This is a genomic window from bacterium, from assembly GCA_023135785.1.
GTDB lineage: Bacteria > CAIJMQ01 > CAIJMQ01 > CAIJMQ01 > CAIJMQ01 > CAZNJA01.
Genome location: JAGLSL010000039.1, coordinates 1 through 18,260, shown reverse-complemented (window position 1 = coordinate 18,260; position 18,260 = coordinate 1). Strand labels below are relative to the sequence as shown.

At 39.0% G+C, this 18,260-nt stretch carries 13 protein-coding genes and 1 tRNA gene; 5 read left to right on the top strand and 9 right to left on the bottom strand.

From position 1 onward, the window contains the following. From KAS42_03540 to tadA, 9 genes are all read right to left on the bottom strand, one after another. On the bottom strand, positions 1–510 hold a 510-nt coding region (locus tag KAS42_03540; protein ID MCK4905298.1), incomplete at its 3' end, for a hypothetical protein. After that, positions 492–1,121, bottom strand: a complete 630-nt coding sequence (locus tag KAS42_03535) for a hypothetical protein (GenBank protein ID MCK4905297.1) — start codon at positions 1,119–1,121, stop codon at positions 492–494. The genes KAS42_03540 and KAS42_03535, both read right to left, overlap by 19 nt. Then, positions 1,118–2,197, bottom strand: a complete 1,080-nt coding sequence (pilM, locus tag KAS42_03530) for a type IV pilus assembly protein PilM (protein ID MCK4905296.1) — start codon at positions 2,195–2,197, stop codon at positions 1,118–1,120. Before pilM ends, KAS42_03535 begins: the two co-directional genes overlap by 4 nt. Positions 2,198–2,268: 71 nt before the next feature. Further along, a complete protein-coding gene (locus KAS42_03525; protein MCK4905295.1) occupies positions 2,269–3,525 on the bottom strand; it encodes a hypothetical protein in 1,257 nt (418 codons plus the stop codon). Positions 3,526–3,616: 91 nt separating this feature from the next. Next, the gene (locus KAS42_03520; GenBank protein ID MCK4905294.1) at positions 3,617–4,849 is read right to left on the bottom strand and encodes a hypothetical protein; all 1,233 of its coding nucleotides are present in this window, start codon (positions 4,847–4,849) and stop codon (positions 3,617–3,619) included. Next, a complete protein-coding gene (locus KAS42_03515; protein MCK4905293.1) occupies positions 4,846–5,382 on the bottom strand; it encodes a prepilin-type N-terminal cleavage/methylation domain-containing protein in 537 nt (178 codons plus the stop codon). Before KAS42_03515 ends, KAS42_03520 begins: the two co-directional genes overlap by 4 nt. 3 nt (positions 5,383–5,385) lie before the next feature. After that, positions 5,386–5,760: a prepilin-type N-terminal cleavage/methylation domain-containing protein gene (locus tag KAS42_03510; protein MCK4905292.1), complete on the bottom strand. Its 375-nt coding sequence runs from the start codon at positions 5,758–5,760 to the stop codon at positions 5,386–5,388. 441 nt (positions 5,761–6,201) lie between these two features. Further along, positions 6,202–7,416: a type II secretion system F family protein gene (locus KAS42_03505; protein MCK4905291.1), complete on the bottom strand. Its 1,215-nt coding sequence runs from the start codon at positions 7,414–7,416 to the stop codon at positions 6,202–6,204. 165 nt (positions 7,417–7,581) lie between these two features. Continuing rightward, positions 7,582–9,393, bottom strand: a complete 1,812-nt coding sequence (gene tadA, locus KAS42_03500) for a Flp pilus assembly complex ATPase component TadA (protein MCK4905290.1) — start codon at positions 9,391–9,393, stop codon at positions 7,582–7,584. Between the two features lie 730 nt (positions 9,394–10,123). On the opposite strand from tadA, the gene KAS42_03495 reads away from it, so the two are divergent. The 5 genes from KAS42_03495 to KAS42_03475 all read left to right on the top strand — a co-directional run. Beyond that, a complete protein-coding gene (locus KAS42_03495; protein MCK4905289.1) occupies positions 10,124–10,465 on the top strand; it encodes a hypothetical protein in 342 nt (113 codons plus the stop codon). Next, positions 10,462–10,788, top strand: a complete 327-nt coding sequence (locus KAS42_03490; protein ID MCK4905288.1) for a hypothetical protein — start codon at positions 10,462–10,464, stop codon at positions 10,786–10,788. The genes KAS42_03495 and KAS42_03490 overlap by 4 nt, the downstream gene beginning before the upstream one ends. A gap of 368 nt (positions 10,789–11,156) precedes the next feature. Continuing rightward, positions 11,157–11,234 (top strand) — tRNA-Pro (locus tag KAS42_03485). Between the two features lie 70 nt (positions 11,235–11,304). Then, complete coding sequence (locus KAS42_03480; protein MCK4905287.1) at positions 11,305–11,970, top strand: transposase; 666 nt, start codon at positions 11,305–11,307, stop codon at positions 11,968–11,970. A gap of 106 nt (positions 11,971–12,076) precedes the next feature. Next, positions 12,077–18,260 (top strand): hypothetical protein (locus KAS42_03475; GenBank protein MCK4905286.1); only part of this gene is annotated, 6,184 nt, incomplete at its 3' end.

Genomic DNA, 18,260 nt, shown 5'->3' with positions numbered 1-18,260 from the left:
GGCTTTATGTTTTTTAGTCAGCCTCTCTGCTTTCGATAAAATAGTAGGAGACTCTACGCACAAAAACAAGGGGCTTTTTTCTATCTCGTTAAAGAACGCTCCTAACGCGGGATAATCGGCATAACAACTAATTTTCCAGGAATATTTAGCTATCGTGTCTCCAAAATCTTCTTCTCCCAATGGTTCAGTTTTTTCTACGTCTACACCAAAATCACGGCTTATCTGGAAGAACTTAGACAAAACAGCATTCTTCTCGTATTCTTTTTGTTGGAATAAGTCAATAATTTTAAAAATTTCTTCCTTTTCCTGCTCCCATTTTGTTACATATTCACTCTTCAATTGTTCAACCGTTTGTTCTAACCCCGTTGTCTTTTGCTCCATGAAACCAAGTTGCTTCTTTATAGGCATTATTGCGGAAAAATAAAAACATACTACGGCAAAGATATATATTAACAATCCACAACCCATTATGTGCCTAATATGTGTTTTTATTATTTTAAAATCTGACATGCGATCTTAAACTCCATAACGTTTTCCAAAGATTCCGATAGGGGCTTGGAAATAGAAGAAAGTTTGATGCTTTCTATATCTCTTGCAAAGAGCGGTTCGTTCTCCAAGTCTCTTATAAAAGATTGAATCCTTACAAAAGCTTCTTCCCTCTCAGCCATTACAAAACCGAACAAATATAGCACTTTTGTTTTTTTTAAATCTTTTTTACCCTTCTTCCGTATAGATTCCTCAGCAATATTAAATCTATAAATCCAGACATTATCGGGTATAATTGCGGAAAGACCTTTAAATTTGTGAGAAATGAGAATTCTATTTTCTGTTAATTCGTTTATTGTGGATAGTTGTGCAGTTATTTCCGCGTATTTCTTGTTTATCTCTCTCAAGTTTCCAAGCGTTGCGCCTTCTTTAGAAAGGAATATAACATCTTCATTCAACATAGTCAGTTTTCTTTGAGTAGTTTCGAGTTTATAATACAGAGTCATACGATATGAACCAAGAATAATAAAAGTAAGAAGGAATAAAGATAATTCCACATACATGATTGCTCTTAGAAAACTCTTTCTCTTTTGCAATCTTACTCTGTCTTTTAAAAGATTTATCTCGAAAATCATGCTATTCTCATCCCTAACCCAATAGCTATCGGGAATAAATAACCATTGTCTTTTAAAGAATCGTCTATGGAACTACTTAGCTGAAGTTTCTCGAGTGGATTCCATTTTACCACTTCTATGCCCAAATTTTTAGATAAAAAACTATCCATTCCCGGGAGAAGAGCTCCACCTCCCGTAAGAAACATTTTTTTAATGCGAGGGAATGGTGCTGTTTTATCTTTATCTGCTTCTGCTTCGCCTGTTCTTTTATGAGTATATTCTATCGAACTGGCTACTTCGTTTATTAATGAAATAGTTTGCTTTTCGAACATCTGAAAAACATCTATGCCTTTGCGCTTCAATTTTTCCGGTTCTTTTTTTAAGTGCTCCGCCTCTTTAAAAGAAAGTTTGGTCTCTTTGGCAATAAAATTGCTGAACTTTTCCCCTCCAAAATTTATATTTCTTATCGTAGGGAAATTATCTTTTGATATTATGCTAAGATTGGTAATGTTTGAACCTATATTTAATATACCTATGCTCTCATTTTCTTTTCTGGAATCATCTGCTAAAACTATAAGACAATTCAAAAGGGCAAGAGGCTCAGCATCCATAACCAACGAGTCTAATCCGGCCTTTTCAGCAATGTCAACTTTTTTGCGGGTTATATCTTTGGGAACGGCTACCAATAGAATATTTTCCTGCCCATTGCCGTCTTTTACTCCCATCCTTTTATAATCAATGCTCACCTCATTTATATCCGAAGAAATTCGTTGTTCGGCTTCCAACTTTACCGCATTTGCCAATTCTTTTTCATTAAGAACAGGAAATTTTAGATAATCAAAGATAACATCCGAAGTTCCCAAAGCTATAGCAACGGATTTATTTTTTATGTTGAATTTTCCATAGGCGTCTCTGATAGATTCGGCTATAGCATCTTCTGCTTCGGGAATATTTTTTTCTTTCCAATCTTTGATAGGATTATCGACTAAACCGGCAGATAAAATTTTTATTCCATTAGAATCTTTGCTTAATTCTAATAGTTTTATAGTAGAAGAACCAATATCCAATCCTACTAAGTTTTTACTAACGTTAAACATATTGGAGTTTATTGTAGCACATCTCTATTGAATAACAAGTAAATTATATTTGTTATTTTAAATCTCCCGTTTTATTCCCATACAGCAGGTTCTTCTTCCCAGGAAATAACTACATAATGACTTCCAGGTCCCCATCCTGTGGTAGTAGCTAACGCTTCATCATAATGAATTCGTGTATTTGAATCTAATGTTACTGTATTGCCAATAATAGAACCATATATTTCAGCATTACTATTAATCAATATATCAGCATTAGGCGCATAAATAGCGCCATAAAATTCACTATTAGAATACCATATTACATCATCTGCTGTAGCTGTACCATAAATAGTAAGTTTAGTTGGGTCTTTTGTTACATTATTAACTGCTGTATTGCTTTCTTGATAAAAATCACCGTCAAGATAGATGGTTATTGTAGAATCCGAAGTAACCACTAATTGACTATTATTATTTAATCTTAAGTCGCTGGTTACATAAAGAATAAGATCCCCATCCAACGTTAAAATAGAAGCATTGTCGAGATTTATTGAGGAATATTGTCCGCTAGTATTTATTGTTAAATTTCCATCTAAATCTATAGCACCCATATCAGTTAAACCAGTAGGGGCTACGACAGGAGGTAATTCTTGCACACTAGGAGAAACAGAGATGTCGCCAACTATTAACCCCGTATCTGTTATGGAAATAGCCGAATCAATATCACCGCCGGGACCAATAATTGCGTCACCACGAACCCATGCATTATCACTTATTGAAATAGCGTAATCAGGAGCAGTAGTAATAGCATTCGTCCCTATATCTCCGTTTAACCCTATATTTGCTCCCCCATACAATCCGTCCTGCGAGTTGTAACTGTCAGTATAAGTATTAGATTTCATAGTTATGTCTTCGTCTCCAAAAGCAGCATATATAAAAATAGACTGAACCTCCATGACTATATTTAATGTTTTGGACACAGCTGGATTGCCAAATCTTCCAGTAGAAGAAACTTCATATTGGCTGTTTGAAATAATAGGAGAAACTGTTACTTGATAAGTTCCCCCGCCATATGACTGGATGCCACCAAATGGATCTACAGGAGAAATTGGGGAAGAGCTCTCTGTTTTTAGCCATGATTTCCCTCTGTCTAACCCCGCTTCTGCTAAAAAAAACGCTTTATTCACACCTAAACCCTTGCCAGCTAATATGCGTTCGTCCATAGCTAACTTTAAGAATGCTGCTCCAAGCATAAGAAGAATAACAGTAAAAATCATTACCGTCGCTAACGCCATCCCAGAATTTCCTATTAATCTCATAACAACCTTTGAAAATTCAAATTGTTTTTTCATTTTTCTTCCTCCTATGTTAAAAGTCAAATAATTCTACTCCTAACCTTTCCCACCTCCGAGGTGGGAAAGTGGGTTTCATATCATCTCCTTTTTATTCCCATATAGCCGGTTCTTCTTCCCATGAAATCATTTTGTAACCGCTTCCAATAGAATCCGTCTCATCAGCCAATGCTTCATCATAATGGACTCTTGCATTTGACGCTAAATCTACCGTATTAGCAATAATAGAGCCATATATTTCAGCATTACTGTGTATTTCTACATCTGCATTAGGCGCATAAAATGCGCCATAAAAATCACTATTTGACGCCCAATTAACAGATGTAAGGGCATCAGTTCCATAAATGGAAAGCGTGGTAGGGTCTTCTGACAAATTGTTAATCTGGGAATTGCTTGATTGCGAAAAAGAACCAGCAAGATATATAGTAACATCAGAGCCTTCTGTAATTATTACTTGACTGTTACTATTTAACGAAAGCGTTCCGGTTATATATATTGTCAGGTCTCCATCCAAAGTTAAATGAGAATTACTGTTCAATTGTATAGAAGAATATTCGCCGCTAGTATTTAGAGTTAAATTGCTATTTCCGGTTAAAGTAATTGAACCTTGGTCTGTAAGCCCGGTAGGAGCTATTACCTCTGGCAGGTCTTGCGGACTATTTGCAGACGATTGCGTGCCCGTTATCTCGGAATTATTCCTAATCTCAATAGCATCATCAGTCTCACCACCCGGACCAATCGTAGCATTACCGTTTATCTGTGCATTGTTGCTTAAATAAATAGAATAAGGGTCAACTGTAGCGATAGCATTAGTTCCAACGTTTCCATCCGAATTTACATTTCCTCCGCCATAATTACCGTTTTCTGAATCATAACTGTCAATTCTAGCATTGCCTCTTAAACTTATGTTCTCATCGCCAAAAACAGCATATACAAAAATAGACTGAATCTGCATTATAATATTTAATGTCTTGGCTATCGTTGGATTACCAAACTTACCCGTAGAAGATACCTCGTACTGATTAGTTGCAAGAGGAGCAATTGTTACCTGATAAGTTCCCCCGCCATATGACTGGATGCCACTAAACGGGTCAATAGAAGAAGTTGGAGACGTACTTGTCGAATTAAGCCATTCCTTTCCTCTTTCCAATCCTGCTTCTGCCAAATAAAAGGCTTGATTTAAATTCAAGCTTTCATTAGAAGAAAAACGTTCTAAAGTAGCTACTTTCAAAAAAGCTACTCCTAAAATAAGCAGGATAACAGTAAAGACCATTACTACAATAATAGCCATACCTCTATTTTTCAAAAAATATTTTTTTCTCATGATACATTCCTTAAAAAAATGGTCGTCCTAAAATCCACGACAGAACTACCATCGGTTAGCGTTAGTGTAACCAATACAGTATTTCCTGAAATTGAAAAATTTATACTCTGCACTCTACTTATGATATCTTTTGTCTGACTGCCTTCAACTAATTGGAGAACACCTCCGCCTGATTGAAAATTTTTAGTCCATCCCGATGTCCCATCTTTTATTACCTCTAAGCCCGTACCTCCATCTAAAATAGTTGCGCTACTCCCGCTTCGCACAACTTTTTCTACACTCGCAAATGCATAAGACGCATCTCTTTGCAATATTACCTGTTGCCAACCGTCATTCCAAAATCTCCATGAACTACTCAACATCATCCCGACAGCAACGATAAATATTGAAAGGATAATCACTGCAACCATCATCTCTACTAAGGTAAACCCCGTTCTGCCTGATATAGACTTATTCTTCAAACCAAACAAAGTTTTACTTTTAATATTTTCTTGCCTCTTCACAAAAACATTAAAATTGCTATAGATATTCATCTTTTAATCTCCTGCTATGATAGTAGTAAGTTGGACGTTATAGGCATTGCCTCTTTCCTGCCAACTTGTCGTGACTGTTAGTTCTCTATATACACCACCTATATCTACTGAAGAGGTACTTCTGTTAAATTGGATACCCCCAAGAGATATAGTAGCTTCATTTTGCGTGTCCGGTATAGAGAGATAACCAGACGATTTCCATAATTCTACCTTTCCTTTTGTCAACTCCAAAGCCATTCTCTGATGATTGGAATGAACAATATGAACTCTGCCATAAAAAAAGAACACAAATCCGCCTACCATCACAATTACAAAGATAATGATAGCAACCATCACTTCTACAAGCGTAACACCTCTTTTTCTGTTCTTTCTATTCATTTGCTTATCCCGACTGTTATTATACCACCGAGCGCAAGTTTCTATGTTGGTATTCATAAAATTTAGGGATGGGAAAGTGAAATTCTGATATTATTTCTACACTATATTTTACTCGTTAGAGAGATATCTCCGCCTGTCTTAAAGCGGGCAGGTATATATTTCAACTGTATATCTATTTTTTGATTTTTATTATTTCCATGTATATCCATTTATATCTACTGTATATCTATTTTCTCTGTAGTTGCCCATTGTTTAAGTGATATAGAAATATAATTGAAATAGATAGAAATATGTTGAAATAAATTGTCTGTATCATTAGTTTTTTGAAGTTATAGTATGTAATTTTCTTAGTTTTCAATCCTTTAACAACATATATCCATTGTATATCTACTGTATTTCTATGTATTTCCATTTATATCTACTGTATGTCTATGTATCTCATTACTTCATGCCTGAAGCAAGTGTGAATATAGGGAAATAGATTGCGACTACGACGACACCCACCACTACACCCAACAAAACAATGAGCAATGGCTCTATTATAGAGGTAAGAGCCGCTACCGCGACTTTTACCTCTTCGCCGTAGAATCCTGAAAGGCGTGTAAGCATTTGCGGAACAGTCCCTGAATTCTCGCCCACCTGAACCATCTTCACCATCATTTTGGGGAAAAGAAAACTTTTTGCCAATTCATCCGACATAGTAGAACCCTTTTCTATCCCGGAAATGGCTCGTTGGATAAAATCTTCCAGCAAAATACTCCCAGCCGCTTTAGAAGCGATAGTTAAAGAATATATTACGGCAACACCGCCGTCTAATAGCGTAGCTAACGAACGGCAAAATCTGCTTAAAATAACTTTGTGAAAAAGTTTTCCAAAAAGAGGCGCTTTTATTTTCACATTAGCATATACATGTTTACCTTTATCAGTCTTACCAAAAGCCAATATGGAAAAAATAGACGCGCCTACAAACACAATTTCGTAAGGTATATTTCTTATCATAAATTCGGAAAACCCCAGAACCATACTGGTAATAGGAGGAAGGGTAGCTCCAAACGAAGCAAAAATATCTTTGAACTTGGGGATTAAGATAAAAACTACGATGCCAACACAGATAACAAAAAATGAGGCAATAAACGCAGGATAAGCAATGGCTCCTTGAACCTGTTTTATTAAAGCGACTTGGTCTTCTGTATAAGAAGCAAGTTCAGCCATAACTTTTGGCAAATTTCCTGATTCTTCTCCTGTAGCCGCCATATTTATAACTAAAGAAGAAAAAGTGTCGGGATATTTTTTTAAAGCTTCAGAAAAGCTGTTTCCACCCTCTATCTGACTTGCTATATTCGCTACAATTGCGCTTAAATTTATACTTTCGGATTGGTCGGAAAGGTCTTTTATAGCAGTTACTATCGGAACGCCCGCGTCCAGCATCGTGGCAAGTTGTCTGTAAAAAACCGATAATTGGCCTAATTTAACTTTTCCATATTTAGCTTTCTGCCGGTTTGCTTTTGGTTGTTCTTTTCCTTTCGCCCCAACAGATATTACTGTAAGCCCTTTTCCTCTTAATAAACGCACTACTTCGTAGGAAGACGCTGATTCAATCGTCCCGTTCACTTTTTTACCTGCCGCATCTTTTGTGGAATAATTAAATGTTGGCATATTAGTACCCAGAGCTCAGATGACAGATATCAGAAATTAAAAAACAAGATAGAAATATAATCGAAATAACATGGTAATATATTCCCGCCTGCAACGGGCAGGGAAATACATTGTCTGTCTACCACGTATTTCCTTTCTGTCCTCTGTCGTCTGTCTTCTGCCTTATCATTCATAAGTTAGCGTAGAAGTTAAAACTTCTTCCAATGAAGTTATACCTGCAAGAGCTTTTTTAATGCCAGCTTCTCTTAATGTAACCATTTTTTGTTGTTCTTTTGCTATGATTTTTATTTCTTCTTCGGATTTACCGTCATTAATAGCTTTTCTCACTTCGGGGGTAATCTGGAACAATTCATATAGCCCTACTCTACCTTTATACCCTTTATTATTACAATCCGGGCATCCTTCTCCTTTATAAAATGTTACATCCTTGCCCTTCACATTAACATCATCGGCTATTCTTTTAAGAACTTCTTCCGATATTTTCTCGGGCACTTTACATTTTGGGCAAATCCTTCTGACTAACCTCTGGGCAATACTCAATCTTAAAGCCGACGAAATTAAAAAAGGCTCTATGCCCATATACGCCAATCTCGTAATTACAGAAACTGCATCATTTGTATGAAGAGTGGAAAAAACCATATGTCCTGTAAGAGACGACTGTATCGAAATCTCTGCGGTTTCCTTGTCTCTAATTTCCCCTACCATGATAACATCGGGATCCTGTCTTAAAATAGTTCTTAAACAACTGGCGAAAGTAAGTCCGATGTGTGACCTTACTTGAATCTGATTTATACCCCGCAATTCATATTCCACCGGGTCTTCTACCGTAATAATATTTTTTTCGGGAGAATTTATATAGTTCAAAGCCCCGTAAAGTGTAGTTGATTTTCCACTTCCTGTAGGACCGGTAAGAAGAACCATTCCATACGGAGAAGATACTGCGTCTTTGAATTTTCCCAATTCAATCTTGTCAAAACCCAATTCTTCAAGACCCATCAACATAGTAGTTTTATCCAATAATCGCATTACTACTTTTTCGCCATAAATAGTAGGAATAATTGAAACACGAATGTCGACTTCTTTCGAGCCTATTTTTGCTTTAGTCCTGCCATCTTGAGGAAGTCTTCTTTCGGCAATATCCAGATTGGAAATAATTTTTATACGAGAAACAATTGCAGGATATGTTTTCTTTGGAGGAGGAGGCAGGTTTCTCAAAACACCGTCCACACGGTTACGGACAAAAACTTCCGTTTCCGCAGCTTCCAAATGTATATCACTGGCTTTTTCCTCAATTGCTTTTAAAAGAATAGAATTAACATATCTGACAACGGGCGGGTCTTTAACTTGAACTTTTAATTGAGCCAAATCTATATTTTCTTGTTCTTTGGCTGCTTCGGCCTCAGTAGAAAAACTTATATCTTTTAAATCGGGGATACTACTTGCCATATCGCTTTCCCCATAATATTTTTCAATGGCATCGTTTATTTCTTTTTTTGTCGATAACAACGGAATTATTTCGTATCCCGTGTTACTGCGTATATTATCTATAGCAACTATATTTGCAGGGTCGGACATTACCAAATTGATATAAGAGCCCTCATGCGAAATGGCAATAACACAAAAATGTCGCGCCAGTTTTTCAGGCACAAGCCTTACTATTTCCTTTTCAATCTCTTTGCTATGTTCGGATAAAAAGATAAACGGGGACTTTCTTATCAACGAAAAAACTTCTTCCACATCCCGGACAGAAGCCAACTTCATTTCCAATATTACTTCCTGCAGTTTTTTGTTTTGTTTTTTGCTTTCTTCTTGGGCTTTCTTGATATTTTTTACGTTGATAATATCTCGGTCTATGAATAACGCCTGGACATAACTGTCTTCTATTTCCGATTGGATTTCAAGCGCTTCCTTGAGTTGTTCGGAGGTGATGAGTCTACGGTTTACAAGAATTTCACCTAACTTCTGTTTTTCTTTCATCTTGTTAAATTTCCTGACTTGTATTATACCATTCAATTTTTCTATTTCAAGAAATTTAATTTCACAGTAATAAAATCAAAAGCATAAATAATAAGTTGATTACTTAAAACGAAAATTTTACAACTACTCTTTAAATTATGCAGCTGCCCATCAAATTGTAGTTGCCGATTTATCGGCATGATTAAAAAAAGATATGCGATAGAAATGCAGTAGAGATAAATAGATATACGTGGATATACGGTAGAAATACAATAGATATATGTTGTTAAAGGATTGAAAACTAAAAAAAATTACATACTATAACTTCAAAAAACTAATGATAAAGACAATATATTTCAATGTATTTCTTGAAAATATTGTAGTTGCCCATTTATGGGCGCTTTTAAAAAGCTGATAAAATCAGCAACTACAGAGAATAGTAAATGACGAATGAAATCCCAAAAAGTCAATATCCAACATTGGAAATTGGGACATTTGGGAATTGTATCCATTAATTCGTCATTCGCCCACCACAAAACAATGGCGAGGCAAAAACTTTAGTCATTGAGAAATTTTATGCCCTAGATTAGATGTAACATCGGAGCAACTTTTTCCTATCCGCCCTCGCTTGCAGTAAATTCTTCTTTGCGATAAAATCCTTCGCAAAGTCTAATTTCTCTTTAAGTATAGAACAAAATGATAGAGAGCGAGGGAAAATTAAAGGATAAACTCGCTATTCGGATTAATAGCTATGAAAATCATAACAGAGCAAATTTCTTTATCTGAACTTAAACAAATGTCCGAAAGGGTGTTTGGTAATCTGCTTAAAGCTGTCGTTGATATCAAGAAAGAAATAATGGCAGTTGATGCGGATTTGCATGCCGACCAAGAAGCACTCTTGTTAGAAAAAGGATCCGCACAAGAAAATTTGTGGGGTATTAACATTTACCCCGATTTGCCAAAAGAACAAATGATAGAGTTTGATTCTATGATTAATCTGCGACCATCGTTTGGTAATCACAGCAGAGGCGTCGATAATCCCGAGATACAAAAAAAAATAATCGAAATCGTCAATAAACTTATTAAAGAATGAATCTTATCCATAAAAATTTAGCTAACGGCAGATGGCTTGAATTTTCTATCCTTGAACAGATGGCAAATATCGGCAGCGAAATATTCAGAACTATTTCCTGGCGGGACAAAAACAAAGACTATTCGCAAAAAGCGTTTGAGCGTTCATTGGAACTCTTTGACTTAACTACAATGGACCCCAAAAACAAAAAACGGCTCAAAGAGATTCTGCGTTGCCGAGAGATGTGGGTTGATTATATCTACGGCGACAATCAATATAACCAAACCGATGCCCTATGGCAAAATTATTTTAACGCTTTTAACTTGGCAGTGAGTAAGAAATGACCCAATTAGCAAAGGTCATATCTTGCGAACATATTATTTTGGTATAATATAGCGTATTGTATTTATGTGATATATGCCAACTTGTTCCTTCAAAGTGGGAAAAGTAAAAGGCAAATTGGATTTTGTGGGATGACCCTTCACCACCTCGTAGGTGGGCTATAGGTATTGGTTTGACTATTGGTTATTGATTGTTTTTAAAATTATTTTTTATATTTAAATTGAGAACGGGGCGTAGCATCCCGAAAGCATTCGAGAGCTTGTTTACAGCAAAGAATTTGCAACACGCAGTGAAGCAGTTAGATACGAGCAAAAACGTTTTAGTTTTGAGTTTTTAATTGTAGTTTTGACTTTTGACTTTAATTTAATATCGGGGCGTAGCGCAGCCCGGTTAGCGCGCCTGCTTTGGGAGCAGGATGTCGGTGGTTCGAATCCACTCGCCCCGACCAAAACTAAAAACAAGATTTTCCTAACCCCCAAATCCCACCTCGGAGGTGGGATTTAGGAATAGGACGCTATATGAGAAACGACTTACTGGTAGTTGGGGAGCATTATCATATCTTCAATAAAAGCATTGCGGAGTATATAATATTTAATAATGATTCTGAATTCACAAGAATGATAAATGTGATTCGTTATTACCAAAAGGCAAAACCAGCGATTAAATTTTCTGACTTTATTAAATTAGCTGAAGTTAAACAGAATTATCCCAATATAGATATTTCCGTTCCCGAGAGAGACAAACTCATAGAAATAATTACCTATTGTCTTATGCCCACCCATATCCATTTAATCCTTAAGCAATTAAAAAAGAATGGAATATCTATTTTTATGGGTAATATCCTTAACAGTTATACACGGTATTTTAACACCAAACATAAAAGGAAAGGTCCTTTATGGGAAGGGAAATTTAAAAATATATTGGTTGAAACCGATGAACAGCTACTTCATTTAACAAGATACATACACCTAAACCCTGCGACTGCATATCTGGTTAATAAACCAGAAGAATGGCTATGGTCTTCCTATAAAGAGTATTTATTGGAAACTAAAGCTAAGATTTGTAGGTACGATGATATTTTAGATATTGAGCCAGACTCGTCGTATAGAAAATTTGTTGAAGGTAGAATTCCTTATCAGAGAGAACTTGCAAAGATAAAGGATCTAACAGTGGAACAATCTTGAAGTTCCTCTATTCCCACCTCGGAGGTGGGAATAGAGGGCGTAGAACTAAAAAAAAGTTGCCAGCTACTAAAGACTGATAATTATTGAATTGTCAGCGGAGGAATAAGTGGACAAAGTAGGATATAAAAAGTTGTTCGTTTGGAAGAAAACAGATGAATTAGCATATCAGATAAGAAATTTCCCAAAATCAGCCCTTATAATCACACTGGCGCTAATCGTGTTTTTTGCGGGCGCCCAGAAAGCGTTTTCTGATGTAACTTACAATACAGGTAATTACTCCGGTATTTATTCAGACTCGGGAAATATTACTATTGCTACAAACGCGGTGATTACTCTAACCGGGGATGTTACTTTTACTGGTACTGGTGGTACGAGCGCTTTTATTATGAATAGTGGTTCAAGTATTGTCACCGACGGGAATACCCGTGCTCTATCTATAAATGCTGCTGCTGCTTCTACTTTGCGGACAATTAATATTGATGGAACTTTCACTACAGGCAGATGGGCGAACGTTCCTACTTTTACTACGAATAATACAATAACTTGCGGTGATTTCATAAAAAGTAGTGGCTCAGGAGAAACATTTTTAGGTAACGACCTTAATTGCGCAAATCTTAACCTCAACGGCAGTTCTTCCATCACGGTAAGTGGCAGTCCGACAATTACGGTAACCGGCAACTGGGCAAATGGGGGTACTTATACTAATGATTCTGAAGAGGTAGTTTTATCCGGAGCAGGGACGGCTACTTTTACCGGCTCGACCACCTTCCACAACCTAACTTGTACCACGGCCGGGAAAACTCTTACCTTCACTGATGGAACGACACAGACGATAGAATCCGGAGGCGTCTTAACTCTAACAGGAGACAGTGGAAACTTAATTACTCTCCATGGCTCAAGTACTGCCGGCTGGACGCTAACTGATTCCGGAACTGAGAGCGTTTCTTATGTAGATGTGGCTTACGGAACCGCCACTAACGGAATCACTGCGGCCACCAGTAAGGACTCCGGAAACACTGTCAACTGGACCTTCTCTGCCTCTACAGTTACCTGGGACGGCTCTACGGATACCGATTGGGACACCGCCGCCAACTGGGACTTAGGTTATGTTCCTAACGATACTGATAATGTTGTTATTGCCAATGTTGCCAGTGACCCGGTCTTAGGCAATGCTACTGTTACCAATAATCTCACCATTAACTCCGGAGCTATCCTTTCCTTAGACGGAAACAACCTTACTGTTAACGGAACCTATGCGAATAACTCCGGCACCTTAATGCTTAACGGTGATGAGACCACCGTTTCTTTAACTAACGATACTGATTCCGGAACGACCAAGTTTGTCAAATCTACCGGGACTATCACTATTAAAAACATCTTTCCCTGCTGGGATGCAGAGTTTGATTCCGATAGCGCGGGAGACGGAGACGCCGTCTTTAATCTTCCCAGTGGTGCGATTACGGTCAATAATGACCTCACTATTACCGACGGAACTGTTTCCGCTAGCGACGGGGATAATGTCTCCATTACCGCCGAAACGATTACTCATTCTGGAGGAGCAATTTCTGGAGTTACCGGGGACAGTATTACCCTCATTACCGATAGTATTGCTTTAACTGCTGGTAATGATACAGTCTCCACTACCGGGGCAATTGTCTTAAAGCCCATTACACAAGCAAGGACCAAAGGCATTGGCGGCACAGTTCCTGCAGGAAACTTCAATTTAATTGCCTCGGAAATCGCCGCACTCACTGGCTATTCTTCCTTAACCATCGGGGCAAGCGGCGATTCGCTGGCTGTGGATATAGATAATGTTACCTTTGAAGCAAATACTACTATTTACGGCGGGGCAATGGCGCTTGAAACAATAACTGCTACAAGTCTCAATGTAACCTTAACTGCCACAGGCACAATCACTCAAACCGGGGCAATTACCGCCGCAAGTTTAACTGTTACTACTAAAAAAGCTGGCGGTGCAGGTATTACTTTAACTAATGCCTCTAATGATGTGGATACTGTAACGCTCTATTCATATGAAGCTGACGGTTCAACGCCTGCTAATACCACGATAAGTTTTACCGACGCTGACGGAGTGGATATTGCCGGAATAGAGACTGTTGGCAACGTTACGCTAACAACCGGTAGCGCAGTTACCCAGTCCGGGGCAATTATTGCAAATCAATTAATGGTAACAAGCGGCGCAACCATCAACTTAACCAACGCCAGCAATGACGTAAATGCTCTACAGTTTTCTGGCAGCGCGATAAGCTTTACCGACGCAGACGGAGTGTTTATTATCAATATAAGCACTGCCGGCACCTTTACGTTGATAGCTGGCGGCGCAATAAACCAAGGGGGGGGATCGATTTTGGCTAACACCCTGGTCTTAACCAATACTTCAGGCTCAACTACCCTTACCCAGGGTAATGCGATTTCCGTGTTAGGCGCGATTAATTGCGGCGGCAATACTTTTACTTTAAGAGATAATATTGCCACAGGGATTACCCAGACAGGAGTAATGACTGCCGCCAGTTTAGTCTTAACCAATACCTCAGGAACAACTACCCTTACTCAGGATAACGTAGTTACCTCTCTTGGGGCGATTTCCTGTGCCGGGCAGAGCTTCTCGATTAAGAATACACAAGCATTAGCTCAATCCGGCGTAGTTACCACAGAAACTTTTGCCGCTAACTTAACCAACGGCGCTCTTAATTTAGACACCCAGACTAACGCCATCACCAACCTTGGCGCCGTGACTGCGCCGAGCGGGTTTAGTCTAACTAACGGCATCAGCTTAACCCTTCAAGACACGGTCAACACAACTAATAATGCGGTATCTATTGATGTCGGAACCGGGACGGCTCTTGATACCAATGACCAGTCTATTACTACCGGCAACGGAACAATTACCCTGATTGCTGATTCCATAGACTTAGGCGCCACTGCCGATCAGATTATTACTACCGGAGCAATTATCTTAAAGCCAAAAACTCAAGCCCGCACCAAAGGCATTGGCGGCGCCACTCCCGCCGGAAACTTCAATTTAATTGCTTCGGAAATAGCCGCGCTCACTAATTATTCTTCCTTAACCATCGGAGCAAGTGGCGATTCGCTGGCTGTGGATATAGATGCGGTAACCTTTGAAGACTCAACTTCGATTTATGGAGGAGCAACTAATATTGACGACAACATCAGCGTTACTGGCGGTAACCTTAATTTGAACAGTGGCTCTTCAACGATTACGCAGAATGCGGGAACAATTTCCACTACTACCAGCGGCGATATTACGCTTACCAGCGAAGGATCATCTACCTTACAGGCAATCACTTCGGCAGGGGCTTTGACTTTAGCAAAAACCAGCAATCCGGCTACTTATACTGTAGGCGCATATATCATTGATGTTGTCGGGAATCTTACTATTAACTCAGGAGTTACGCTTACTTGCAGCGGCGCAACCACAATTAACATGGAAGGCAACTGGGATAACAACGGCACATTTACCGCCGCCGCCTCAACAATTACTTTTGATGGTTTGGCAAACGCCACCTTTGAAGCTGGCGCCGCATCCACTTACAACAACATCCAGATAAACAAGACAGATACTGATGCTAATGATAACGTTACTTTCCAAACAGATGCTGTAACAATAGACGGCGCATTAACAATAACCGATGGCGAACTAATTCAGCAGGTAGCTCTTACAACAGGGACGGTTACTTTGTCTGATGCTTCAAGTAAGTGGGCAAATGTCACCGACAACGCCAATGTAACATTATCGGGCGCTGTCGCTAATACAGGAACAATAACCTTTAATCCGCCAATTTCTGATTTAATTCAGATTCGTTCTTTACCGGACGGCACTCAATATAATTGGCAAGGCGGCGGCGCATTCAATATGACAGACGTAAATGTCAAAGACCAAACCTGCATAGGCGGAACACCAGCTAATATCACAGTAACCAGCGGAACTAATTCAGGCAATAATATCAATTGGGTATTCGGCGCAAGCACGGTCTCAGGCACCGTCTATAATTCAATCGGCGGCGCAAACGTAGGCGCTGGAGTAACAGTCACAGTGGCAATTTACGATACAAGCACTGGGGTAAGAAGCCATTACACAGACGATACAGATGGCAGTGGTGTATACACGATAACTGACGGCACAATAGATACTGGTGATGTAATAGTTGCCTATCTTGACGGACTTGCAAATGAAGCAAGCGCAGTAACTAAAGCCAACTCTAACGGCGCAAGTATCAGTGATTTACATCTTTATTACAATGCCGTAGATGTTAGAGATGAAGGCGGCGGTATTGCTAATTCCGATTTGGCACATATAGATTCAGGTATAGATGACGATATCAAATATACTGTCGCCGGCGGAAACTTAACCGTTACAAGCGGTTTTGCTTTATATATAAATACGGGTGATACATTCGCCCCGGGCGGTAATGTATTAGTTCAAGGCACAGGTGATTTGCAAGTGGAAACAGGCGCTATCCTTAATATGGCAGGCAATGATTTGACAGTATCTGATGACATAATAAACGACGGAACAATCAGCCAAACCGCCTCCGGCGCAACTATTCTAAACGGCGCTACAAAGACAATATCCGGTACACCTACAAGTACAACATTTTATAATCTTACTGTGGCAGGAACATATACCTTACAGCAGACAGTAACTATCTCCGGAACTACAACAGTTAATGTCACAAAATCATTGGCTGTTGCGGGTATAACCTTAAACGCCAATACAATCAATAATAGTGGAACCATAACATTAGACGCTACATCTGCTACAACAACTATATCTTTGGATAACACCGCAATATTTACTAATTCAAGTGTAATTCAGGTTACAAACTCAAGTAATACCTGCACAATTCAGGCAGATGTAGCTGGAACCGCTACATTTACTGGAACAGATATTGACTATAACGGAAATAGAATCACACTCTCCAGACTTACTTACAATCCTGCTGTTTCACTGGGCGAAGGCGGGACAGTAAATGAGCGCATTACCTTAGGCGACGCTGTCACCTTTGCTGGAACAATTACAATAAATGGTTTAAATGCCACTGGTCCCCTTTACACGGGTATTGCGATAGGCATAAATACCTTAACCGCTCAAGGCACAATTACAAATACAAAGGGCTATATACCAATTTTTGCTGGCGGCTCTATAGCCGCAGGCGCAAATGCCATAGATAATCAAGCAACCGGATATATTTACAACTCAGGTTCCATAATATGTGGCAATTTTACCAATACAGGCACTTATGGTAATACTGCTGTAAATACAATTACCTCTTCCGGTGATGTTGTAATCTCAAGTTTTGGCGGGACAACTACTAATAACACTCTTACTATGTCGGGTGCTTCAAAGACAATAAATGCATCCGTTACAATCGGCAATCTTACTATATCCGCCGGGACAACATTACCTTTAACAAATATCTTGACTCTTAACGGGAATCTCGCAATTAACGGAGGCGCAACGTTTGACAACTCAACAGCAAATCTCGATATAAACGTTGGTGGAAATTGGGTTAATTCAGGTGATTATAAAAAAGGCACTGAGACAGTTACATTAAACGGAACAAGCGGGACTCAAGCTATTACCTCAAACAGCAAATCATTCAACAAATTAACTATCAATAATTCCGGCGTAAGCGTCCAGCTTATAGACGCCATAACTTTAAGCAATAAATTCTATCTTCAAGCCGGCGCCTTTGACTGCAATAGCCAGAGCCAAAATTTCGCAGGCGATTTTCAGATTGACGGCGGCACAACTTATACCAAAGGAGGAACGCTTACCTTTAACGCAGGGACAAGTCAATCCTTCACAGATTCAGCCACACAGAATATAGGAACAGTAGTTATCACAGATGCTTCAACAAACCTCAATATGTCAAGCAAGTTAACATCCGATTCCATTTCAGTCCAATCATCCGGCACACTGACCACAGGCGCCAACAATCTTGATGTTGGCACGGGAGGTATAACCATATCCGCAGGCACAACCCTCAACGGCACAAACAGCATAATCACCTGCGAAGGCAACTGGGATAACAACGGAACATTTACCGCCAGCGCCTCAACAATTACTTTTGATGGTTTGGCAAGCGCCACCTTTGAAGCTGGCGCCGCATCCACTTACAACAACATCCAAATCAACAAAACAGATACTGATGCTAATGATAACGTTACTTTCCAAACAGATGCTGTGACAATAGACGGCGCATTAACAATAACCGACGGTGAACTAATTCAGCAGGTAGCTCTTA